Annotated in this window: 12 protein-coding genes, 1 tRNA gene and 2 pseudogenes; 5 read left to right on the forward strand and 10 right to left on the reverse strand. The window is 46.3% G+C overall.

The features are described 5' to 3' along the window. Positions 1–56: 56 nt before the first annotated feature. The 4 genes from HXT47_RS05615 to rpoB all read right to left on the reverse strand — a co-directional run bounded on the left by HXT47_RS05615 (position 57) and on the right by rpoB (position 12,363). Positions 57–1,379 carry a class C sortase gene (locus HXT47_RS05615; RefSeq protein WP_421789005.1) on the reverse strand — a complete coding sequence of 441 codons (1,323 nt, stop codon included), beginning with the start codon at positions 1,377–1,379 and terminating at the stop codon, positions 57–59. 769 nt (positions 1,380–2,148) lie between these two features. Next, on the reverse strand, positions 2,149–3,906 hold the full coding sequence (locus HXT47_RS05620; protein ID WP_421789007.1) for a SpaH/EbpB family LPXTG-anchored major pilin: 1,758 nt from the start codon (positions 3,904–3,906) through the stop codon (positions 2,149–2,151). A gap of 819 nt (positions 3,907–4,725) precedes the next feature. Further along, entirely contained in the window at positions 4,726–8,745 is a 4,020-nt protein-coding gene (locus tag HXT47_RS05625) for a DNA-directed RNA polymerase subunit beta' (RefSeq protein WP_004118670.1), read from the reverse strand. A 69-nt stretch (positions 8,746–8,814) separates the two neighbouring features. Beyond that, positions 8,815–12,363, reverse strand: coding sequence for a DNA-directed RNA polymerase subunit beta (rpoB, locus tag HXT47_RS05630; protein WP_032835542.1), 3,549 nt, complete (start codon positions 12,361–12,363; stop codon positions 8,815–8,817). Between the two features lie 311 nt (positions 12,364–12,674). Between rpoB and HXT47_RS05635 the strand changes: the two genes are divergently transcribed. The 3 genes from HXT47_RS05635 to HXT47_RS05645 all read left to right on the forward strand — a co-directional run bounded on the left by HXT47_RS05635 (position 12,675) and on the right by HXT47_RS05645 (position 15,347). After that, positions 12,675–13,376 (forward strand): tRNA (cytidine(34)-2'-O)-methyltransferase, encoded by a 702-nt coding sequence (locus tag HXT47_RS05635; protein WP_421789009.1) that lies wholly within the window; start codon positions 12,675–12,677, stop codon positions 13,374–13,376. Between the two features lie 33 nt (positions 13,377–13,409). Next, complete coding sequence (locus HXT47_RS05640) at positions 13,410–14,405, forward strand: A/G-specific adenine glycosylase (RefSeq protein WP_421789011.1); 996 nt, start codon at positions 13,410–13,412, stop codon at positions 14,403–14,405. 129 nt (positions 14,406–14,534) lie between these two features. Then, complete coding sequence (locus HXT47_RS05645) at positions 14,535–15,347, forward strand: hypothetical protein (RefSeq protein ID WP_064340229.1); 813 nt, start codon at positions 14,535–14,537, stop codon at positions 15,345–15,347. A gap of 118 nt (positions 15,348–15,465) precedes the next feature. On the opposite strand, the gene HXT47_RS05650 is transcribed toward HXT47_RS05645, so the two are convergent. The 4 genes from HXT47_RS05650 to HXT47_RS05665 form a co-directional block, all read right to left on the reverse strand. Then, positions 15,466–16,830 (reverse strand): PFL family protein, encoded by a 1,365-nt coding sequence (locus HXT47_RS05650; RefSeq protein WP_032842559.1) that lies wholly within the window; start codon positions 16,828–16,830, stop codon positions 15,466–15,468. 38 nt (positions 16,831–16,868) lie between these two features. Further along, entirely contained in the window at positions 16,869–17,207 is a 339-nt protein-coding gene (locus tag HXT47_RS05655; RefSeq protein WP_410297537.1) for an ACT domain-containing protein, read from the reverse strand. A gap of 102 nt (positions 17,208–17,309) precedes the next feature. After that, positions 17,310–18,323: a ribose-phosphate diphosphokinase gene (locus tag HXT47_RS05660; RefSeq protein WP_004107531.1), complete on the reverse strand. Its 1,014-nt coding sequence runs from the start codon at positions 18,321–18,323 to the stop codon at positions 17,310–17,312. Positions 18,324–18,440: 117 nt separating this feature from the next. Further along, a complete protein-coding gene (locus tag HXT47_RS05665) occupies positions 18,441–19,517 on the reverse strand; it encodes a DMT family transporter (protein WP_004118656.1) in 1,077 nt (358 codons plus the stop codon). A 204-nt stretch (positions 19,518–19,721) separates the two neighbouring features. Here HXT47_RS05665 and rfbB point away from each other — a divergent pair, with 204 nt between their 5' ends. Continuing rightward, on the forward strand, positions 19,722–20,813 hold the full coding sequence (rfbB, locus tag HXT47_RS05670; protein ID WP_004118653.1) for a dTDP-glucose 4,6-dehydratase: 1,092 nt from the start codon (positions 19,722–19,724) through the stop codon (positions 20,811–20,813). A gap of 99 nt (positions 20,814–20,912) precedes the next feature. Here rfbB and HXT47_RS05675 read toward each other — a convergent pair. Both HXT47_RS05675 and glf read right to left on the reverse strand, forming a co-directional pair. Further along, a tRNA-Ser gene (locus tag HXT47_RS05675) sits at positions 20,913–20,997 on the reverse strand. 146 nt (positions 20,998–21,143) lie between these two features. After that, positions 21,144–22,378 (reverse strand): annotated as a pseudogene (glf, locus tag HXT47_RS05680) (UDP-galactopyranose mutase). Positions 22,379–22,493: 115 nt separating this feature from the next. On the opposite strand from glf, the pseudogene HXT47_RS05685 reads away from it, so the two are divergent. Next, positions 22,494–24,637 (forward strand): annotated as a pseudogene (locus tag HXT47_RS05685) (glycosyltransferase). The last annotated feature ends 36 nt before the right edge of the window (positions 24,638–24,673 follow it).

Raw genomic sequence — 24,673 nt, forward strand, 5'->3', positions numbered from 1 at the left:
TAAGTTTTGTTATTAAGTTTTGTTATTAAGTTTTGTTATTACCTATAATCAATCGCTCATAAACCGAGAATTCTTATAAGCCAGTCGAAAGTCTTTTCGCTGTTACCACTCCGCTTGCGTTTTTTGCGCGAACTAGACTTTTTGACTTTCGGTCGTTTTTTCGGGCGATTTTCAATCGCCTTAGCTTCCTCGAGCACAAGATCTGCACTGCTCACTGTGCTGGTCGATGTGCTGTCTGCACTTCTGTAAGCACTACCTACTGCACTGATATTGACATCAGTAGCTGCCGGCGCATCAGCCTCAGCATCACCCACAGCATCAGAGGCAACATCAGAAGCAACATCATCATTACGCTTTTCAGTTTTCTTTTTCTTCTTAACAGGCAAACCAGCCCACCAAATGTAGCCACCAACAATACACAGGCTTCCAAAGCACGCAACAATCCACCATGGAAATCGCGGAACATCAGGCTTTTTACCACGAAGCGCCTTGTCTGCCGCAGGCGTTGGAACCACTCGTTCGCCAGTAACCAAAATGCGTTGCGTGTTGATGCCAAGCGGCGTACAAGTAATCAGCGTCATCAAATCTTTACCAGGAACGGCTGCAATCTTCTTCGTCTCATCAGGGTTTACAACGATCTTGTCAACAACCTTGTAAGTGAGAATCTCGTCGAAAACCTCAATGGTAAAAGTGTCACCTTTTCCAACTTCGTCCAGCCTGGTGAACATTTCCGCACTTGCCAAACCGCGATGTCCTGTAATCACAGATCGCGTTCCCTTGCCGCCAACCGGAAGCGAAGTTCCACGCAAATGACCAAGACCTTTCAGAAGAGTGGCATCTTCTGTGCCGTGATACACAGGCAAATCAAGATCAATTTTTTTGATGCGCAAACGAGCCATAAGCCCGTCATCGTTTACTTTCAATTGATCCCAGTAATCCTGGCTCGCATCGGAAGTAGCTCCGTGAGAAGTTGGTATGTTCGTATTTGCCTCGTAAATAGCACCCGACGAAAGCTTACTGTTATACTCACGAGCGCGACGGAGCTGCTCGTGCGGAGCAGGGACCGCGTGTGTAATAAGCTTTGCATACTCGGCCGCCACTTCCGACATGTGGTACTGGCTTAGCCACATGGCGGCATGCGGGTAAATAAGAGACGCAAACGACGCAAGCAACAGCAAAGCCGGAACTATGCACGATTTAGAAAATCGCCACTTTTTTTGAGCGGATGCTGTTTGGGTTGTTTGAGGCTTAGTAGGCTTAGTAGGCTTAGTGTCGCCGCCATCTGGATAAGCTCGAGCGTCACGATTACCATGTTCATCACGATAATCGCGCCGATCTGGCTTAACCGCCACAATGCGGCTCTCAAAAAACCTAAACATGCTAGTAAATCCTCATGAAAGCGCTCGCGCAGTACGATTTCTGCGCGAGTAACACTTTTCAGCGTTTTTTCGTTACTGGTGCAGACAGCGCGCTGCGCGAGTAACATATAAGCCCACTTTTTCGTTACCAACGCAGTACAGTTTCTGCACCAGTAACACTTGGCAGCTTTATTCGCTAGTCATTTTTGCGAGATACTTGGCTTTCGTCTATGAGTTTTGTCTGGCGTTTGGCTGGCAAATTTCTGTAGTAGCTGTGAGGGTGGGTGTTACTTGTCTTGCAGCGCTCCGCTCTTATACCTTATTTGGACTTAGCATCCAGATAGTTAATTTAGTTTTTTACTTACTTTTTCTGCATAAATAGTATTTATCAGCAAGATTATTACTATCGTTCCGCTTTTATATTGCTCGACCAAGCAACACCCACCCTCACTACTAGTAAAACCGCTAGTGTTTTTTGTGTGGTAGGAGTGCCTAGCGTAGCTTGTGCAGCAGCAATGACGCTAGTGTTCTCTATGCAGTAAATACTCAACGTCAGCAGAGCAATAATGCAAAGCCACTGAAACATTTGACGGGAATTTACATGGGTTTTGTCGCTACATCAGATGTTTTGTAGAACATTCGCCGGAAAATTCCCAGCATTTGCGCGACACCTGACTGTGCAACTAACCGCTCAAACCGGTTGCATAGCTTGTTTCGAAACCAAACTGTGCAACCGGCAAAGCAAATCAGCTGAACAATTGTTCAAGTCGCCCAGCCAGCCGAGCGAGTTTTACTCCTGCTCTTGCTCCTTGCGACGCTTCATTACAATGTAGAAGAACGTGCCGCCCAAACCAAGAACACCGCAAAGCGTCAAAATCACCAAGCCGCGAGCACCAGTCATAGGCAAGTTGCCGAGGATTTTGTCAAGTTCAGTAGCCTGGGAATTAACGATCTCGTGAGCGTTATCATTATTAAGACCTGCTGTTGCCTGTTCTTTGGTTTCTACTTTAACCTCGTAGCAAGTCGGGGTTTCATTCAGCTTGAAGCCGGCAGGAGCCTTGGTCTCAACAACGCAGTAGATCTTGGAAGCAACATCGTTAGTTCCAATGAACAAGTTTGCAGTCGTTTCACCCTTATCATCAGTTGCCTTAAGCTTAATAGCGTTGACATCTTTATCACCTTTATCAAGCTTTCCTTCGATAGTTTCCTTGGTTGCAGTACCTGAAACCTCGGCAAACGTTGTACCTTCTTTAACTGGATAAACAGTGAACTCTGCACCCTTTAATGGCTTCTTGCCAGACTCTTTAGTCTTAGCATCATTAACCTTGGTGATCTTCAAGGTAGCAAAATGCGAAGTGCCGTGAGGATTCTTATCGCATGGCTTATCTGCAGTTGGGACACACGGGTGATCTTGATCACCGTCTTCACCAATCTTGCTATCGTCAATCCAGCCATTAATCGAGTTAGTGACGTTCTTGGTTCCATTAGCAACCTTAGTTTTTAAAGTGACCTTCAAAACGTAAGTATTAGTACCGAAATCTTTGGAGATATCCGCCAACCTTGTATCAGTAAGGCTAAACGTTACCTTATTATCAGCATTCGCAACCGTGTAGTCAGTAGTTACAGCAAGCGGTACATCAGTTGCTTTAGAACCAGCAGGCGTCTTTGGTGTCTTAACGAGCTTAACGTCAGATACGCTATCATACGTCAAACCATTAGGAAGAGCATCGATAAATCCAATCTTCTTATAAGCTTTATTGTCACTAGGAGGCATCAAAGGAATAGAAATATCCCACGGAATAACAGTGTTACTATTTTCATCAACATAAAGCTTGGTTGGAGTCTTTGGTGTCTTAGTAGGAACGTCGTCACTGGTATCATTCTTTGGATACACATTGACGTTGTACAACCATTCCCATGACTTATCAGTCTTGTGAGGCAAAGGCGTTGTGATGAAGAACGGATCAACCTTACCAGTAACAGTTACAGACTTCCACTTTTCTCCATCTTTAATTTGAGCACCTTTTGTGTCAGTTTCTTCAACGTAGTAAAGCGATTCGTCAAGATTATTAAACTCTGCAGAACCATCTTCACCAGTTGTTTTAGCTTCAACTTTAGTCTTAGCAAATTTAGGAGTATTACCTTCGAAGAATGAAGCTGCTTTCTTAGTAGCAGGGTCGAGACTCTGAATCTCTTTGATTTTCTCCCAGCCTTCAGCCTTAGACAAATCAATCTTCTTGGCATTCGCATCAGTTCCTGCCGTAAGCGTGACTTTGTAAAGCGTGAACTCAACGCCCTTAACCGGCTTCTTATCTTTAACAAGATCGCTCTGATCAGAGCCATCAGATTTAGTAGCAGTTGCAGGACCTTGGTACTTGTGAATAGTTATACTCGTTTTTTGTTCTGCAATGTTTGCAGTATTTGCGCCTTCGGCATTCTGATCACCATTCGCCCACGCGATGGATCCTGCGATGCAGCAGGTACCTAGCGTGCAGGCGGCGGCCACGAGTGCCACGGCGCGCTTTAACTTTGAAGTCTGTAGACGCATATTTCCTCTCTTCAATAAGTAAACTCTAATCGTCTTACATCTTTATTTAGGCTCAACAGCAGGTTACAAGCTAAACAAAAGGTTATGACATACTAACAATTGCATTGACGACAGCATCAGTGCAAACACACAGATGCGAACGCAGAAATACAACTGCAACCTTCACCATTCAGCTTTTTTCGCAAATTGTGCGATAACGCTCAACCATGAGTACATATAATATTAATCGATATTTAGACGAAAAATGACGTGCAGTATAACACAGTCAAATGTTTATGTTTCTGAGCATCTACCCCCCCCCCGGTACAAAAATCGTTGAAAAACAACGCATTTGAGGGGTGTCAAATAACCAGTTCTTCTTGTTTTTTGCGTTTTTTATTTTTTCTCAAAACCCAAATCGCGGCGTGTCGCATTGATTCGCTTTTCGCTTAAAGCGTAGCGCTCCAAACACGAGAAACCTACCACACATTCGGAGAATTTAACTTGGTAAACCACTCCAAACACGAGAAACCTACCACACATTCGGAGAATTCAACCTGGCAAACCACTCCAAACACGGGCGCGACGACCTACTTGAGCACAGCATTGTGCGCGCGAAGGCAATTCGGAGCGCCGAGCTTACTCAAGGTTGAAAGCACACTGTGCTTTCAACGCGAGTTTCGTAAGCGAGCGCGTAATCCGCGCAGAACGCCAACTGCGTCAGTAACAAAAAGGGCTTCAAGCCCGAAAGCTTGAAGCCCCATTTATATTAGATTAGTACCGCTCAGCACCCACCAAACGCAACACGCTCAGCACGAACCAAGCAGAATGCCAGCGTCATCACTCAGCTTCGTCGCCATAATCGCTCTGACCACCCTGATCGTCAAGGAAGTCATCTGGATTAAAGTCGTCGCCGAGCTTCATATCACCAAAATCAATGTTGGAGAAGTCAACATCGCCCATATCGCTCTCACCGAAGTTCGAAGGCGTGCTATCTGCACCGCCCAAACCAAAGTTCGGATAAATAGAGTCGCGAACCTGAGGATCCGGCTCCACACTAGCATTGCGGTAACGTGCCAAACCGGTACCAGCTGGGATGAGCTTACCGATAATCACATTCTCCTTCAAGCCCTTAAGGTCATCTTCCTTCTGGCTCAAGGCGGCCTCAGTAAGCACACGCGTAGTCTCCTGGAACGATGCTGCAGAAAGCCAAGAATCCGTAGCCAAAGAAGCCTTGGTAATACCCATAAGCTCTGGTCGACCAGCAGCAGGCTTTCCGCCGTTCTTTACAGCAGCCAAGTTTGCCTCGCGGAACTTTGCTTGATCCACAAGTTCACCTGGAAGAAGATCCGTATCGCCAGAATCGATCACCGTAATGCGGCGAAGCATCTGGTGCACAATAACTTCAATGTGCTTATCGTGAATATCAACACCCTGAGAACGGTACACGTTGTGCACTTCTTCCACGATGTTCACCTGAGCCGCACGCGGACCAAGAATACGCAGAATCTTCTTAGGATCCACAGAACCTTCAATCAGCTGCGTACCAACCTCAACATGGTCGCCATCTTTTACAAGCATTGGCGCACGACGAGTCACTGGGTAAACGATTGGATCAATCGTAGTGTCGTCTGGAGTCAAAGTCACCTGACGGCCGTGATCAGTATCCTCGACCTTCACAACGCCTGGGAACTCAGCGATTGGAGCCTCACCCTTAGGAGTACGAGCCTCGAAAAGCTCCGTAACACGAGGAAGACCCTGAGTAATATCAGAAGCCGAAGCGACGCCACCAGAGTGGAAGGAACGAAGCGTAAGCTGCGTACCAGGTTCACCAATGGACTGTGCTGCAACAATACCAACAGCCTCACCAACATCCACGAGTCGGCTTGTAGCCAAGGACCAGCCGTAGCACTTTGCGCAAACGCCGCGCTTGGATTCGCAAGTAAGCACAGAACGCGCCTTAACTTCCTCAACGCCGTGAGCAACCAAATCACGCAAAACGTCCATAGAAAGCGCGTCGCCACACTTTGCCAAAACTGTCGTACCGTCAGCAGGATCAATTACGTCTGCAGCAAGCAAGCGCGAGTATGGACCACCGTCAGCAGCCTTAACAAGCGTCAAATTGCCGTTTTCGTCGCGATCAGCAATCTTCATCATAAGACCGCGCTTAGTGCCGCAATCTTCTTCACGCACGATTACTTCCTGCGAAACATCCACAAGACGACGAGTCAAGTAGCCAGATTCTGCCGTACGAAGTGCGGTATCTGCCAAGCCCTTACGAGCGCCGTGCTGCGAGATGAAGTACTCCAACACGGAAAGACCATCGCGGTAGTTTGACTTAACAGGTCGAGGAATAATCTCGCCCTTAGGGTTTGCCACGAGACCTCGCATACCAGCAATCTGGCGAATCTGCATCCAGTTACCACGTGCGCCTGACTGAACCATGATGTTCACGTTGTTGTCATCGTGGAAGTTTTCACGCATTGCGTCTGCAACCTTGTCGGTGCATTCAGTCCACAAGTTGATCAACTCTTGACGACGCTCTTCGTCTGTAAGAAGACCCATATCGTATTGAGAGTTGATTTTTGCAGCCTGATCCTCGTAATCTTGCGCAATTTGCTCGCGATTTGGAGGAAGCACAATGTCAGAGAATGCCATCGTTACGCCAGACCAAGGAGCGCGAGTAAAGCCGAGATCCTTCAAAGCGTCGAGTGTTGCTGCAACTTGAGCTGTAGAATAGCGGGTTGCAATATCGTCGACGATCTTAGAAAGTACGCCCTTTGGCACCTGCTCGTTTACGAACGGATAGTCGACTGGCAAAGTTCCGTTGAACAAAATGCGTCCGCAAGAAGTTGCAAACAGTACAGTCCCGTCCTTAAAACGCTCTTCGCGCACAACGTCTGGGCTGCCTGGCTCAGGGTCAACAACCTTAAGCTCAGCAGGCTCCCAATTCTTTGGCAATACGAAGTCTGCAGGAACTCGAATCAGCACCTTAGCTTGCATATCAATCTCATGCTTGTCGAGAGCCATTTCAGCTTCAGCAAGCGAGGAGAAGATTCGGCCTTGACCTTTTGCTCCGTCAATTACGGTAGACAAGTAGTAAAGACCCAGAATCATATCCTGAGAAGGCATAGTCACGGTGTGACCGTCTGCTGGCTTCAAGATATTGTCGGAAGCCATCATCAAAGTGCGCGCTTCCGCTTGAGCTTCTGCAGAAAGCGGAAGATGCACTGCCATCTGGTCACCATCGAAGTCTGCGTTGAATGCAGCACAAGCAAGTGGTGGCAGGTGGATTGCTTTACCTTCAACCAAAATCGGCTCGAATGCCTGAATACCCAAGCGGTGAAGTGTAGGTGCGCGGTTAAGAAGCACAGGATGTTCGGAAATAACTTCTTCCAAAACGCCCCAAACTTCGGAGTCGCCGCGGTCAACCAAACGCTTTGCGCTCTTCATATTCTGAGCGAAGCCCTGATCCACCAAACGCTTAATAACGAACGGCTTGAAAAGCTCCAATGCCATTGGCTTTGGCAAACCGCACTGATGCATGCGAAGGCTTGGACCAACGACGATTACGGAACGACCAGAGTAATCAACACGCTTACCAAGCAAGTTCTGGCGGAATCGGCCTTGCTTACCTTTAAGCATGTCGGAAAGCGACTTTAATGGTCGGTTGGATGCGCCGGTTACTGGGCGTCCGCGGCGACCGTTGTCGAAGAGTGAGTCGACTGCTTCCTGAAGCATGCGCTTTTCGTTATTAAGCATAATCTCAGGAGCACCAAGCTCAATAAGTCGCTTCAAACGGTTGTTACGGTTGATTACACGACGGTACAAATCGTTCAAATCGGAAGTTGCAAAACGACCACCATCGAGCTGAACCATTGGTCGCAAGTCTGGTGGGATTACTGGAATTACGTCCAAAACCATAGCTTCTGGCTTGTTTCCAGTAGTCAAGAACGCGTTTACAACCTTCAGTCGTTTCAAAGCGCGAGCCTTGCGCTGACCGGTTCCGTTGTCAATTTCTGCGCGAAGTTCTTCGGCAGCAGACTTCAAATCGAAATCTTGCAAACGCTTCTTAATAGCTTCAGCACCCATGCAGCCTTCGAAGTAATCGCCATAGCGATCTTCCATCTCGCGCCACAAGTCAACGTCGCCTTCCATATCGCCGGCACGCAAGCCCTTGAAACGATCAAATACGGCGTTCAAACGCTGAATTTGCTCGTCATAGCGAGTACGAATAGCAGACATTTCGCGTTCTGCACTAGCACGCAACTTAGATCTTGCAGCACCTTTGCCTTCGCCAGATTCTTCCAGCTCATGCAAGTCTTCTTCAACTTTCTTAGCGCGCGCTTCAATTTCGTTATCACGACGCTTGCGAAGGTTGCCGATTTCTGTATCGAATTCGTCTTGCAAATCTGGAAGATCTTGGTGACGCTGCTCTTCGTCGACTTTCGTAACCATGTAGGCTGCGAAGTAGATTACTTTTTCAAGATCCTTAGGTGCAATGTCGAGCAAGTAGCCCAAACGGCTTGGCACACCCTTGAAGAACCAAATGTGCGTTACCGGAGCTGCAAGCTCAATATGACCCATGCGTTCGCGGCGAACGCGACTGCGGGTAACTTCTACGCCGCATCGTTCGCACACGATTCCCTTAAAGCGCACGCGCTTATACTTGCCGCATGCGCACTCCCAATCGCGAGTTGGACCGAAGATCTGCTCACCGAACAGACCGTCCTTCTCTGGCTTTAGGGTACGGTAATTAATGGTTTCTGGCTTCTTTACTTCGCCGTGGCTCCAGCTACGGATATCTTCGGCGGTTGCCAGTCCAATCCTCAGTTTGTCAAATGCGTTGACGTCCAGCACTCTTATCGTCCTGTCTCATGAAATTGTTTTTAACGTTTCTTAATTTCTTAAAGTGTGTTCGTTACCGAATCACTGGTATTCAGGTTCAACAGCAATCTGATCTTCCTTGGCGGACGAATCTGGTCGAGCGCCAATATTGAAGCCAAGATCGTCGGAAGATGAAACTGGGTCGTCCTCTTCATCCTTCATGTCGATTGCGACGCCTTCAGCGTTCAACACCTCAACATTAAGCGAAAGCGACTGCATTTCCTTAAGCAACACCTTGAATGATTCAGGAATGCCAGCTGGTGGCAGGTTATCGCCCTTGACGATAGCACCGTACACGCGCACACGACCGTCGACGTCATCAGACTTCGTAGTCATCATTTCGTGCAATGTGTAAGCAGCACCGTAAGCCTCGAGCGCCCACACTTCCATTTCGCCGAAGCGCTGACCGCCGAACTGAGCCTTACCACCCAACGGCTGCTGGGTAATCATGGAGTAAGGACCAGTGGAACGTGCGTGAATCTTATCATCAACCAAGTGATGCAGCTTCAAAATGTACATGTAGCCCACAGAAATTGGCTTCGGGAATGGCTCACCAGTACGACCGTCGAATAAGGTTGCCTTACCGTCAGAGCCAACAAGCTTGTCACCATCGCGATTTGCGAGTGTTGTAGAAAGCAAGCCCTTCAAAGTTTCTGGTCGCACGCCGTCGAATACTGGCGTTGCAACTGGAGTGCATGGATCGCCATGCTCAGCACCTTGCGGCACGTACTTCTTCCAAGCTGCTTCCAAGTCTGGATCCAAGTTAATATCCCAGCCAGCGTGAGCAATCCAACCCAAGTGAAGCTCGAGCACCTGACCCAAGTTCATTCGAGAAGGCACACCCAACGGGTTAAGCATGATGTCAACTGGAGTACCATCAGCCAAGAATGGCATATCTTCTTCTGGCAAAATGCGGGAAATAACACCCTTGTTGCCGTGACGACCGGAAAGCTTATCGCCTTGCGTAATCTTACGATGCTGAGCAATGTAAACGCGAATCATTTGGTTCACGCCGTTTGGAAGCTCGTCACCGTCGTCTTCAGCGTCTTCACGAGTGATTTCCTTAACTGCAATCACAGTACCAGTCTCGCCGTGTGGCACGCGCAAAGAAGTATCGCGCACTTCGCGGCTCTTTTCGCCGAAGATTGCGCGGAGCAAACGCTCTTCTGGAGTAAGCTCGGTTTCGCCCTTAGGAGTTACCTTACCAACCAAAATATCGCCAGCTTCGACTTCAGCGCCAATACGAATAATGCCGCGCTCGTCGAGATTTGCAATCGCATCTTCGCCAACGTTTGGCAAGTCACGAGTAATCTCTTCGGAACCAAGCTTGGTTTCGCGAGCGTCGATTTCGTATTCTTCAATGTGAATAGAAGAAAGCGTATCGTCTTGCACAAGACGCTGGGAAATAATCACAGCATCCTCGTAGTTGTAACCGTTCCAAGGCATGAACGCAACGAGCAAATTCTTACCCAATGCAAGTTCGCCCTTTTCGGTTGCAGGACCGTCTGCCAAAACTGTACCAGTTTCAACGCGCTCACCGTCTTTAATAAGCGGCACTTGGTTGTAGCAAGTAGTCTGGTTAGAACGCTGGAACTTTGAAAGCTTGTAGCTGGACTGAGTTCCATCGTCGTTCATAACGCGAATAATATCTGCAGAAACGTAAGTTACTACGCCCGGCTTTTCAGCCAAGATTACGTCGCCAGAATCAACTGCTGCACGCCATTCAGAACCGGTACCAACAAGTGGTCGCTCCGACTTAATAAGCGGCACAGCCTGACGCTGCATGTTCGTACCCATCAATGCGCGGTGGCCTTCATCGTGCTCCAAGAATGGAATCAAGGAAGCGCCGAGAGAAACCATCTGACGTGGGGAAACGTCCATGTAATCTACAGTGCTTACAGGCACATCGACTGCTTCTTCTTCGTCCACGCGAGCAAGTGCTTGAGTGCCAACGAAGTTGCCGTTTTCGTCGAGTTCCTGGTTTGCTTGAGCAATAACGTGCTCGGCTTCGCGGTCTGCAGTCATGTATTCGACTTCATTAGTTACGTGACCATTCACAACCTTGCGGTATGGGGTTTCGATGAAGCCGAATGGATTGATGCGTCCGAAGGTTGCCAAAGAACCGATAAGACCGATGTTTGGACCTTCTGGGGATTCGATTGGGCACATACGTCCGAAGTGGGATGGGTGCACGTCTCGAACTTCCATAGAAGCGCGATCGCGAGAAAGACCACCAGGACCAAGTGCGGAAAGACGACGCTTGTTCGTAACGCCTGCCAAAGGATTGTTTTGATCCATAAACTGGCTGAGCTGGGAAGTTCCGAAGAATTCCTTAATAGTTGCGTTTACTGGACGAATGTTAATCAAGGACTGAGGAGTAATTGCCTCTGCATCCTGAGTTGTCATACGTTCGCGCACAACACGCTCCATGCGGCTTAAGCCGGTACGAAGCTGATTCTGCACAAGCTCGCCAACCTGACGAATACGACGGTTGCCGAAATGATCGATATCGTCAACGTCAACGCGCAACTGTACGTCTTGACCGTCGCGCTTACCTGGGAAGGTTTTTTCGCCAGAATGCAACGTTACCAAGTACTTAATAGTTGCGATAATATCTTCGCGATTCAAGCTGCGATCGCTGTAATCTGCTTCAATACCGAGCTTGCGGTTGATCTTATAGCGACCAACGCGAGCCAAATCGTAACGCTTTGTGTTGAAGTAGAAGGAATCGAGAAGATTGCGACCAGCTTCTGGAGTTGCAGTATCTGCAGGGCGAATCTTACGATACAAATCGGTAAGTGCATCGTCTTGCGTTTCAATAGGCTCTTTTGCGAGCGCATCCAAAACAAGTGGATAGCCTTGGAAAGCATCTGCAATTTCGTCTTTCGTCATGCCGATTGCCATAAGGAATACGATTGCGGACTGCTTACGCTTACGGTCTACGCGAACGCCTAAAACATCACGCTTGTCAATCTCAAATTCCAACCATGCACCGCGGCTTGGGATAATCTTCGCACCGAAAACATCCTTGTCGGAAGTGCGATCTTGTGTACGATCAAAGTACACGCCTGGAGAGCGCACAAGCTGCGAAACGATTACTCGCTCGGTGCCACCAATAATGAATGTGCCGTGAGGAGTTTGCAATGGGAAATCACCCATGAAAACAGTCTGGCTCTTAATTTCGCCAGTTTCGCCGTTTTCAAACTCAGCATTCACATAAAGTGGAGCAGAATAGGTGTAATCCTTTTCCTTGCACTCGAGCACAGTGTGACGTGGCTCTTCAAAGTATGGATCAGAGAATGTGAGGCTCATCGTCTCAGCAAAGTTCTCAATTGGGGAAATCTCCTGGAAGACTTCGTCGAGACCAGAAACATGAGGCACGGTGTGAGTTCCGTTTGCTTCATCTTCTGCAACGCGCTTCTTCCAGCGTTCAGAGCCGATCAACCAATCGAAGCTGTCGGTTTGCACGCCGAGGAGGTATGGCACATCAATAGGCTCACAAATGGAGCCAAAATTCACACGATCTGACGCTTTATGCAACTTAATATCATGTTCGTCAGCACGTGCGATGACTTTCGTGGTGCTCGTCATAGCTTGTTCAGCAGCCAATGGACGTTCCTTTATCACTCGCTAGTTAACTATTTAATCTTTGAAAAACTAAAGAAAATCGCGGCAAACGAAACTGCCAAATAAGCAAGTTGCGATGCGCGGGCGCCTTCTTCGGTTCCATGAGCATGCCCGCTATATGACACACCTTACACAGTCTGTCTACTCTACCAAAAACTCCGGACTTTTCCCCACTAATAACGAACGCTCGCAATAGTAATGTGCAAGTTGCGAGTAAACTAAATACGTTACGATTACGAAGTTACGTAAAGATACTTAAAAAGCTAAGGAATAGCATGAATAACAGCGAGAATACGCAAGAAGCAGCAGCCAAAACCAAAAAGCAAACCGAAGCACAAACCGAAGCACACAAAGCAGCAGCAAGCCGCGTAGAGCAAATGTACGAGTACGGCTACCGCAAATCAAATTATGCCCCAGACGAGCTTGTAACCGACGCTCACGGAAATCCGATTAGCGTTATGGACGCAATGCTCAGCGCCGACGATGCCGCGCGCGCAGAAACGCACACCCCTCACCTTTGCTTTTACTCCCCTCGTATTCCAGGAAATACAGGTTCCGCAATTCGACTTTGCGCTGTAACTGGCACTATCTTGCACTTGGTTGAGCCGCTTGGTTTTAATTTGCACGATACTAAATTACGTCGCGCAGGCTTGGATTATCACGATATGGCTCACGTTGTTTTGCACCCGAATTTTGAGAATTTAGTTGAGTCAATGCCAAATTCGCGAATTATTGCGTTTACTGCGAATGCTACGAAACTTTACACTGAAATTGAATATAAGCCGAACGATATTCTGCTTTTTGGACCAGAACCAGGAGATATTCCTGATCCAATGGATGTTATGGCTGGTCCACACGTTGCAGAGCAGGTGCGTCTTCCTATGCGCCCGTCACTTCGTAGTTTGAATCTTACAAATTGCGCTTCTATTGCAGTGTATGAAGCGTGGAGGCAACTCGGTTTTACAGGCGGAAAGTAATCACAAAAGCATACGACGTTTACATAATTAAGCATGCAGCAAGATTCACAATCTCTTCCCGAAGAACATCTCACCGAAGAAACTTCTCAGCCATTGCGCGAATTGGCAACACTTACGCGCGATAATGTTGCATTTTTTTGGCATAGTTGTGCACGCGATTTGCCTTGGAGGTTTGGGCACACTACCCCTTGGGGTGTGCTTGTGTGTGAAGTAATGAGCCAGCAAACGCAAATGAGCCGCGTTGTACCCTATTGGCTCACTTGGATGCAAACTTGGCCAGATGCACAATCACTAGCTCACGCTACGAGTGCTGAAATTATTACAGCTTGGGGTCGCCTCGGCTACCCTCGACGCGCGTTACGTTTACAATCTTGTGCTCAAGTTGTAGCAACAACATATCGCAATAAGCTGCCATGCACCTATGAAGAACTTATTGCCTTGCCAGGTGTAGGCGATTACACAGCAAGTGCAATACTCAGCTTTGCTTATGGCAAGCACATTGCGGTGATTGATACAAATATTCGCCGCGTACTTATGCGCGCTTTTACTGGAACTGAATCGCATGGTGGCAGCACAACGCAATCTGACCGCGAGCTTGCTGCAGCAGTATTGCCGGAAGATAATCATGTTACTACTGCCGCTGCTAACGCTACTAACACCACCAACACTACCTGCACTTCATCCGTTTGGAATCAGGCAATTATGGAAATTGGTGCTACCATTTGCACAGCACGATCTCCGCAATGCACTACATGCCCTTTGCAAACATGGTGCCGTTTCAAAGCTGCTGGATTTCCAGGTCTTGGCCGCCATACCCGCCCACAGCAACATTTTGCCGGCACTAATCGGCAAGTGCGCGGCATTATTTTACAGGCATTGCGTGAAGCACATAAAAAACAGCAGGTATTGCAACGTTGCGAGATCAACAATTTATGGTCGAATCAAACGCAACTTGACGAATGCATTGCTTCGCTCGATCATGACAGTCTTATCACTATATTGCCGGATGGCACTTTAGCACTACCTTAAGTAACTAACTAATTACGCTGCTTTTGTAACTCTTTAATTAACAACTTAATTACTTTGTATGTGAGTCTACCTTGTGTAGTGAGTACAGTTCATCTCATCGACTTATGTATTACAATGGTAAATATGTCAATGCCAACTACGTCACCACGTAAACCGCATCGCAATGCGAGTGCAACATCATTTCGCAACCCGATGCGCAAACCCGTGCGTAAGCCCGTACGCAACATGAGTGCAGCAAAACGAAAAATGTATCGTCGCCGCAGAATTGTTGTTGGTATTGCTTTGTTGCTTTTGATTATGCTGGTCATATTTTGCGTTATTAGCTTGAGTAAGGGTATTGCTGCTATTGGTAAAGCGATTGCTGGCCATGAAGTTACTATTGTTCGTCAACCAGTGCCAGACCCTCGTCCTGTTGGCTTAACACCTCATTGCACTGCTAAAGATATTCGTCTTGAGCTTTCTACTAAGTCACAAACTGTTCCCATGGGCGGTAGCGTTGAATTGACAGAACGATTTGTGTACGAAGGAAACTCTTCTTGCCTTATTGACGCATCGGATATGAATGCTGTTTTAACGATTAATAGTAGTGAAGAAGTTACGCAAGGTAAGCAAACAACTAAAGATAATAAAAAGAAAAATAATCAAGACAGCAAAAATAGCAAAGACAGCAAAGACTTTAAAGACTCCAGTAAGAGCGTTGACTACTTATCCCATGCAGTATGGCGTTCAGACGTATGCGATATGCCTTTGAAACCTCTTCTTATGGCAAAAGGCGACCATTTTGAGAAGAAAATTACTTGGAACACTAATTCCACTTCCGGCAAAGGCTGCACCGCTGATGAGGATTTGCCAAAAGTGAATCGCGGAACTTACGTTTTACGCATTGAGCACAAACGAGTACAAGGTTTGCATAGCGAACCTGTGCTAATTAACGTGCAATAATCGCTAGCATACCGTACAAAATGCGCTCGTACTAAAAGCTAGTAACAACTTGCGCATCAAAATTAAAGCCAGACGCGACGCTTGTGCCCGCAAAGCACGAAAGCAAGTCGAAACGTAGCTAATTCTTGAAGCTGTGTACTGGAGCAGGAATACGTCCGCCGCGAGTTACGAAAGCTTCGCAGCTTGTTTGGTTTACTGGCATAATCGGCGCATATCCCATTAATCCGCCGAAGTTCGCCATTTCGCCTACACCTTTTCCAATTACTGGAATAATTCGCACAGCGGTAGTTTTTTGATTAATCATGCCGATTGCAGATTCATCCGCAATCATGCCAGAAATCGTTGCAGCGGAAGTATTTCCAGGAATCGCAATCATGTCAAGACCGACTGAGCAAACGCATGTCATTGCTTCAAGCTTTTCAATAGTCAAGCAGCCAGACTTCGCAGCAGCAATCATATTTGCATCTTCCGAAACGGGTATAAACGCTCCAGAAAGACCGCCAACATAGCTACTTGCCATAATGCCGCCCTTCTTAACTTGATCGTTCAGCATAGCGAGCGCAGCAGTTGTGCCAGGAGCACCAACCTGGTCCAAACCGATTTTCTCAAGCACTTCGCCAACAGAATCGCCAACTGCAGGAGTTGGAGCAAGCGACAAGTCTATAATTCCAAACGGCACACCAAGCCTACGAGAAGCCTCTTGCGCAACCAACTGACCTACACGAGTAATCTTAAACGCAGTGCGCTTAATAGTTTCGCATAGAAAAGCAAAGTCTTTTCCTCTAGCAGCATCGAGTGCACTCGAAACAACGCCAGGACCAGACACGCCAACATTGATCACAGCATCGCCTTCAGTTACACCATGGAAGCCGCCTGCCATGAACGGATTGTCGTCCGGAGCATTGCAAAAAGCCACGAATTTAACACAACCGTAAGAATCGTTTCCAGCTGTAGCTTCAGCGATCTTTTTAATCGTGCGTCCGAGCAGCTCTACGCAATCCATGTCTATACCAGTTCGCGTCGAGCCGACGTTCACAGACGAGCACACAATTTCCGTCTCACTTAAGGCTTGTGGAAGCGACTCAATAAGCATGCGGTCTGCTGCAGTCATCGACTTTGCAGGAAGCGCCGAATACCCACCAATTAAATCAACTCCAACAGTGTGTGCTGCTCTGTCTAATGCGTGCGCAATTTGCACAAAATCTTCAGGCTTTTTACAAGATGACGCTCCAACAAGCGAAATTGGAGTTACGGTAATTCGCTTGTTTACAATTGGAATTCCGTAGTCGCGCGAAATATCGTTGCCGGTTTTTACTAAATCTTTCGCAAGACGTGTGATTTTTGCTTCAACTTTACAACAAACGTCCTGCAAGTTTTCGCAAGCGCAATCTAGCAGGTTGATTCCCATGGTGATTGTGCGAACGTCGAGCTGTTCTTGCTCAATCATCGAATTAGTTTCGCTTACTTCCATCAGGTTGAGCATTGTGTACTTCCTTACGTTTACTTAGATTGCTACGGATTTTAGATTCTGTGCATTGCAGTGAAAATATTGCTACGCTGGCAGCGAATACGCACGCCAATTTCGTCTCCTAGCGTTTCTAATCCTGCAGCAAAGTCGCCAAATTCGCAATCAACAGTAGACACGTCAACAATCGTCATCATGTTGAAGAATCCGTCGACAATTGTTTGAGAAATATTCAAAATATTTACATTATGCTCGGCAGCATGTGAAGTAACTTTTGCAATAATACCAACGGTATCGCAGCCGACAACGGTAATAATCGCCCTGAAAGCATCAGATTGCAACGCTTCTTGCGATTCATTATTTTCTGCAACTGCTGTTGTGTTATTGGCGACCATATTTGCCTCCTGCCGTTTTGAACCCGTACGTTAATGCATAAAGCTTATGCAGTTACACGAATTTGCGGTTATTTGTTTTATATATTGTACGTTTTATGCGCTTTATGCGTAAATATTATGCTGTTTCATATCTTCCGGAAGTGCGTTGCGAAGTGACACAAGCGATCCAGAGCGGAACACGGAACGAATGCCAGCAGCAAGAAGCGGCGCAATTGAAAGAACCGTCATATTATCAAGACGCTTCTCTTCGGGCACAGGAACTGTATCCGTCACAATGATCTCGCGAACCCCAGCAGCTTTTAAGCGCTCAACAGCAGGTCCAGAAAGCAAAGCATGCGTTGCAACCAAAGTAACAGATTTTGCTCCAGCCTCACGCAAAGTGCGTACAGCTTCGCAAATAGTGCCAGCAGTATCAATCATGTCGTCAACAACAATGCAATCGCGTCCTTTAATCTCACCGATAATGCCATGAGCTTCAGCATGATTTGGACGAGTAATATCGCGCGTTTTATGAATAAAAGCAAGAGGTAAATCTCCGAGTTTTGCAGCCCATTGCTCAGAGACTTTGATGCGACCAGCATCAGGAGAAACAATAGTTGCGTTGTCGAGCTTCATAGAGTTTCGCACATAATCAATAAGCACAGGCATCGCAGTCAAATGGTCAACAGGACCATCAAAGAAACCTTGCTCCTGAGTTGCGTGCATGTCGACAGTCAAAATGCGCGTGGCGCCAGCAGCGCGGAATAAGTCAAACATGAGGCGAGCAGTAATAGGCTCACGTCCCTGATGCTTTTTATCCTGACGCGAATATCCAAAGAACGGTGCAACCACGTTAATACTGCGAGCAGATGCGCGTCGCAAAGAATCGACCATAAGCAGCTGTTCCATAATCCAATTGTTAATAGGATTCGTATGTGCCTGAAGCACAAACACATCTGAGCCACGAACAGGCTGAGTAAAGCGCACATACATTTCGCCATTCGCAAAATCGTAGGCAGTAGTCTCAAGCACATCAATACCAAGATACTGTGCAGTCTCATTAGCAAGCTCTGGGTATGCACGACCCGTAACTAACATCATCTGCTTTTTTGGATTGCCTTCAAGAATTATTGACATAATTGCCTTCCCGTTTGCAAACTGGTGTACGCGACATAGTCACTTCCCATTTTAGCAGCCTGTACGCCTCGTACGACACAACAAGCGTTTTATTTTAATGCGTTACTTTAAAAATTACTAAGCGCTACGTTTGCAAAGCAAAATCATCATTACGAAAATAAGCCCGAATCCCACAAAATCTGCCCATGAAAAAACGGCTCCAGTAAACATAACAGCAGTAATTGCAGCAGTAACAGGCTCGCTAGCTCCAAGCAAGGTGCCACGAACTGAACCTACTCGCATAATGCCCTCTAAGAAGAGCCAATATGCTCCAAAAGTTCCAGCAATAACAGTAAAAGTAAAAAGCAGCATAGCGCGCAAATCTAATGCAGGCATTGTTTCCCACGGTCGCACAAACGGAAGCATAATAAAACCAGCAATAATAAACGTAATGCCATTAACAGTCAGATTTCCCCATTTTGCAATCAATTTCACAGGCATAATAGCAAGCGCCGCTGTAGACGCAGCATCTGCAAGACCCCAAAGCAAACCCATAACAGGCAAAGATAGTGAAGAAAGATTACCGCCTGTAGCCATTAAAGCGGTTCCTGCAAAAGCTAGCACAACTCCAATAGTTTCGCGCATAGTTGGCACGCGGCGAGAGCGAAAACACACATAAACCAAAACAAACAGTAAGTTAAGGCTTTGAAGCACAGTAGCAGTGCCAGAATTAGTCCAATCAATAGTCCATAAATACGAAACTTGCGTAAGAAGAACACACACAATTCCCGTAATAGCCATTGAAATCCAAGTACGACCAGTTTTCACAGCACCACTTAACTGCTTAGGAGTGCACACTGCAGCAGTAATGACAAATAACATGCCAGCAGCAATTTGACGAACGCAAGCGATTTGCAAAGGAGATACGTGATACGTCGACATAAGGATTTTCGAAACTGTTGCGTTTGCACCCCAAAATGCGCCACCCAAAAGAGTTAAAAATATTCCTACAAGAATAGCGTTTGTAGAATGATTTAACGCTGGATTAGGTTTATTTGGAGTACCTTCAATTGCTTTTGCTGCAGCTTTTGATGTGTCAAAAGTCTTTGAACCTGTTGATTGCAATTTCGAAGATTGTTGCTTTTTTGTTGAAGAGGAATCAATATTTGATGAATCCAAATCATGCGCACTGCTACGCCAAGAAAACTTAACCATTATTAGATTCACCTCGCATCCCCAAACAAGCAAACATGCAGTAATTATTGCACATCTACTCAACTAATTTGCTGGTAAACAACACTTTAGAGAAACATACTCTATTTGCACACACGAAAGAAATGTATAGTATTAAAAAATTACAATTCAAAATGCGCATATTAAACAATAAAATCAACGCACTAGCCATATGAAGGCGGTAACATGCACAACTACGCATCAAGCAGTAATACTTTTCAACCACACCACATCTTAGTTACTGGCGGCGCAGGCTTTATTGGATCTAATTTTGTGCATTACATAGCTAAACATCATACAACGGTTGCTGTTACGGTACTTGATTTGCTTACCTACGCTGGGAATATGGCAAATCTTTACGACTTACCTCAAGATTTTGCAAACAACCGATACGCTTTTATTCGCGGAGATATTCGAGACGAAAATATAGTTGATCAGCTATTAGATCCGCATAATCCAATTAAAACGGCAGAAGGAACAACACTTCCTGCTATCGACGCAATTGTAAATTTTGCTGCAGAATCACACAACGATAATGCAATCGAGTTTTCTGACCCATTTATAAGCACAAATATTTTAGGAACGCATACGCTCATTAAATTTGCACACAAATATAATATTCGTTTCCATCAAGTAAGTACCGATGAAGTTTACGGGGATTTTCCTATTGACAGCGTGCTTAAATTTGACGAGTCAAGTCCATATTGTCCGTCTAGTCCATATTCTGCAAGCAAAGCTGCAGGCGATCTGTTGGTAAAAGCATGGTGTAGGACTTACGGTTTGCGCGCAACTATTTCGAATAGCAGCAATAATTACGGGCCACGACAGCATATTGAAAAGTTTATTCCTCGCCAAATCACAAATATTATGTGCAATATGCCAGCAAAATTGTACGGCGTAGGAGATTCGATACGCGATTGGATCCACGTTGAAGATAATTGCGACGCAATATGGCATGTTCTAACGCGTGGAACAATCGGTGAAACATATAATATCGGTGCCAACTGTGAAGTTAACAACATAAATATTTTGCGGATTTTGATGCAGTTAATGGGCATGCCGGAAACAAATATAGCGTATGTAAATCCCAGAATAGGCGAGGATAGGCGTTACGCACTAGATACTACGAAAATTCGAACGCAATTAAAATGGGAGCCTAAGTACAACAATCTGAAGCAAGGCTTGCAAGAAACAATATCGTGGTACGACTCTCACGCTGATTTATGGAAGCCTATTAAAGCGCAAGTCGAGCAGCATTATGCTGAATTAGGGCACTGAATTTGGGTGACGAATTTGAGTGACGAAATTGGGTTAAGCATCAATCGGGTTTTCGGCATGAAAAAAGGGCTTCTAGCGATTGGCTAGAAACCCTACTCGCGGAGAATACGAGATTCGAACTCGTGAGGCTGTTACACCAACACGCTTTCCAAGCGTGCGCCATAGACCACTAGGCGAATTCTCCAAATGTTAACTTAACAACCAAATCGCTTGATAAGCAAACAACTTAAATAGAATACCACGAATTTGAGATATTGCAAACTCGCGCGCGCCGAGGCGACTAACCACGACCAAATCCCCGGCAAATGTTTGCGGCGACGAAAGTTGAGACTACTTAAGCAGCGGCTCTACTTGCGATTCATAAGCTCGCAAAGCCATGTCGATTACGTTGTGCATGTCGTAATAGCTGTAAGTGCCCAAGCGACCGCCGAAAACTGTGCGAGGCTCAGCCGCAGCAAGCTCCGCATAGCGCGCATACAATGCTTTATCTGCATCAGTATTCACAGGATAGTAAGGCTCATCGTCGCGAGTTGCAGCGCGAGAATACTCCTGCCACACTACAGTTTCCCCAGCTTTCACGCTCTTTCCAGGCACAAAATCAGCCTCGCCACTAGCCTCTCCGCCAACTTCTTCACGCTCTGGATTAAAGTTCTTAAACTCAATCGCGCGCGTAAATGGCACATCAGCATCCGAATAGTTCATAACTGGGCAGCCAAAATGGTCGCTCTCCTCGTAACGCACTTCCTTAAAGTCCACAGTGCGCCACTTCAACTCGCCGAGCGCATAGTCAAAATACCTATCAACCGGACCGGTATAAACAACCAGCACTCCAGCCTCCGCCAACGCGCGCTTGTTAAACGGCTGCGACTCGTCGAAAAAGTCTACGCCAAGCGAAACGTGAATACGCGGATCGTCAATCATGCGCTGCATCCAAGCTGTGTAGCCGTCCGTTGGCAAGCCTTCCCAAGTGTCTTTAAAATAACGATTATTGTAGTTAAATCGCACAGGCAAGCGTTTAATAATTCCAGCAGGAAGCTCAGAAGGATCCGTTTGCCACTGCTTTGCTGTGTAGTTTTTAATAAACGCTTCATAAAGCGGACGCCCAATTAAGCTAATGCCCTTATCGTTCAAATTTTGCGGATCTTTGCCAGCAAACTCCCCGCTTGGCTTGCAATCAAAGCCTTCGCTTCTTCTGGCGTGTAGTGCGCATGGAAGAATTGGTTAATCGTACCCAAGTTGATTGGCAACGGGTAAACTTCGCCGTCGTGAGTTGCGTACACGCGATGCACGTAGTTAGTAAACGACGTAAAACGGTTCACATAATCCCACACGCGCTTGTTGCTTGTGTGGAAAAGATGCGCACCATACTTATGAATTTCGATTCCCGTTCGCTCGTCAAAATACGAGTAAGCATTGCCGCCAATATGATTACGAACGTCAATAATTTCAACGCGAGCGCCAGTATGCTCCACTGCTTGTTGAGCTACAGTTAAGCCGAACAATCCTGCTCCAACAACTACTAAATCTGGGTAAGTTGCATTTTGGGAGATTGCTGCTTGCGTCATATCATTTACCTTTCGTACTTTTAGTTGGGCTTATTATTCAAACTATGCTCCAACTCAATTCATTCATGCACAATACATTCTAAGAATAGGCTTAAGCGTATATATAATATCTAATATGACTAAGGCAAAGAGTGCAAAAACCCAAGAAATACAAGAAGCGCAAAATACTAGCAGCGCAAATAGCAACAATAGAAGTTGGGAAGTTGTAAATCGTGTTGTTTACCCTGTAAAAGACGCTGAAATTACTATGCCACTTTACGTAATTCCTTGGCATCGCTCGTATTTGCAGCGCACTGTGCTCGATCCTCGTATGAATATGCGCGCAATCGATATAAATAATCTCAATCTTACTGATTTTAAAAAGCTTCTTGCAGACACTAGCAGTCATTTGCCAAATGTTGAAACTCAAGGGTTTGCACTGTTCTTTCGCGCAACTCACTTTGCATTGCATCTGGAAAACATGTGTCTCTTTGCACTTTCTTTAACGCTTTTCCTGCAAGCTATTGGCAGCATTGGACGAGCGTAAAAACTGTTAAGTTCACTGCCAGTGTTGAAGGCACTGGCTACTTGCAACTTATGCGATCGACTGGCCGCGGGCTTACGTATCCTGTGCAAAAGTTTGAGTTTGATTCTAATAAACAGCACCCAAACCAGCCAGCACAAGTTACGCAAGATACACAAATTATTAGCTACGAAATACCGATGACCGGTCTTGCAGACGGTGGATATTTTTGGTTTGAAGCTAAAGCAAGCGATTCTAGCAGTCTAACTGTTAGCAATGCCGAATGGAGTGTTCCTTTTGTAAATAAAGTGCAATTTAGCAACACAAAGCATCAGGAAGATTCAGCTAAGCAATCAAATAGCACTTTTTCTATTGCTATTACTACGTTTAATCGCCCTTCATACTGCCACAATCAGTTGAAGGCAATAGCAGAGAACAAAGCACTTCGTGCGCGACTTGACACAATTTATTGCACAGATCAAGGCACCGATTTAGTTAAAAATCAGCCTGGATTTAATGAAACAAGCGCAAATCTTGGCAACCAGCTCACCTATATTCAGCAGGCTAATTTAGGCGGTTCCGGCGGATTCTCGCGCGGCATGTTTGAAACGCTTAAAGCAGGAAAAAGCAGTTACACAATGCTTCTCGACGACGACGCAATTAGTGAAACAGAGTGTATTCTTCGCGCGCTTCAGTTTGCTGATTACACAATTAAGCCAGCCATTATTGGCGGCGGAATGCTTCACTTGGACAATCGTACCGTCCTTTACACTCAAGGTGAGCGTTTCACGCGCAACAATGTGTGGATGAAGCCTTCACAGAATCTTGATTACAATCATGATTTTGCAGCGATTACTTTGCAAGATTGCCCAGAACGTCACCAGCGAATAGACACTGATTACAACGGTTGGTGGATGAGCCTTATTCCAACTGCGATTATGAAAGAAATCGGTCTTTCGCTACCTGTGTTTATTAAGTTTGACGATACTGAATATTCGATTAGAGCACTTGAGCACGGATACCACACGATTTGCCTGCCAGGAGTGGCAGTTTGGCATCAAGCTTGGCACGATAAGGATCCTTCACGCACTTGGGAAGAGTACTTCTTCCAGCGCAATCGTTGGATTTGTGGATTACTTCATTGCACTCATCCAAGCTTACGTTTCGCGATTGAAATGCTTCGAAGCGACTTGGCTTCCGGCTTAAAACTTGCGTATTCTGCAATGCATTTGCATCATATGGGATTACAGGATATCTTGCGCGGACCGCAATATATTGTTGATTCAATGCCACAAAAGCTTGGCGAGGTTCGTAAAGCGCGCCAAGCGTTTAGCGACACGCAGCCGGTAAACGATAAGGCACTCATTAGTGAGGTTTTGCGCGAACACGTAAGCCCGTTTACTGCACATGACGCTAAGGCTTTGCGTAAAACACAAAAGCACGCAACGATTAAGGCTTTGTTTGCGCACGAAAAGCACGCAAAGAATCCTCGCCCAGAAGTTGCAATCCCAGCTCAAGACGTTTCTTGGCCTTCGTTTGTGGGAGTTAATACCGCAATTGTTACGGCTCCAGATGGCACTACGCTGAATCTTTTCCAACGAGATAGCAAGTTATTCCGTAAAATGTTGCGTGCGGACGCACTTTTGTCGTTAAAAATGTTGCGTAAGTGGAAGAAGCTGTCTAGAGAGTATCGCAGCTACGATATGGCGAACGTTGAAAGTTGGGATAAGATTTTCAACTCAACCAACAACAAGTAAGTAACGGAAGAAACAGCTACAAAACGCCGGAGAAAT

Origin of the sequence: Gardnerella sp. DNF01205 (assembly GCF_049244135.1) — a bacterium.
GTDB classification, from domain to species: domain Bacteria; phylum Actinomycetota; class Actinomycetes; order Actinomycetales; family Bifidobacteriaceae; genus Bifidobacterium; species Bifidobacterium leopoldii.

What these genes read in the sequence shown, in the direction of transcription:
- HXT47_RS05640 (WP_421789011.1), top strand. Translation starts at nt 13,410, where the DNA reads ATGCAGCAAGATTCACAATCTCTTCCCGAAGAACATCTCACCGAAGAA.
- rfbB (WP_004118653.1), top strand. Translation starts at nt 19,722, where the DNA reads ATGCACAACTACGCATCAAGCAGTAATACTTTTCAACCACACCACATC.
- HXT47_RS05665 (WP_004118656.1), bottom strand. Translation starts at nt 19,517, where the DNA reads ATGGTTAAGTTTTCTTGGCGTAGCAGTGCGCATGATTTGGATTCATCA.
- HXT47_RS05615 (WP_421789005.1), bottom strand. Translation starts at nt 1,379, where the DNA reads ATGTTTAGGTTTTTTGAGAGCCGCATTGTGGCGGTTAAGCCAGATCGG.
- HXT47_RS05650 (WP_032842559.1), bottom strand. Translation starts at nt 16,830, where the DNA reads ATGCTCAACCTGATGGAAGTAAGCGAAACTAATTCGATGATTGAGCAA.
- HXT47_RS05620 (WP_421789007.1), bottom strand. Translation starts at nt 3,906, where the DNA reads ATGCGTCTACAGACTTCAAAGTTAAAGCGCGCCGTGGCACTCGTGGCC.
- HXT47_RS05655 (WP_410297537.1), bottom strand. Translation starts at nt 17,207, where the DNA reads ATGGTCGCCAATAACACAACAGCAGTTGCAGAAAATAATGAATCGCAA.
- HXT47_RS05635 (WP_421789009.1), top strand. Translation starts at nt 12,675, where the DNA reads ATGAATAACAGCGAGAATACGCAAGAAGCAGCAGCCAAAACCAAAAAG.
- HXT47_RS05660 (WP_004107531.1), bottom strand. Translation starts at nt 18,323, where the DNA reads ATGTCAATAATTCTTGAAGGCAATCCAAAAAAGCAGATGATGTTAGTT.
- rpoB (WP_032835542.1), bottom strand. Translation starts at nt 12,363, where the DNA reads ATGACGAGCACCACGAAAGTCATCGCACGTGCTGACGAACATGATATT.
- HXT47_RS05645 (WP_064340229.1), top strand. Translation starts at nt 14,535, where the DNA reads ATGCCAACTACGTCACCACGTAAACCGCATCGCAATGCGAGTGCAACA.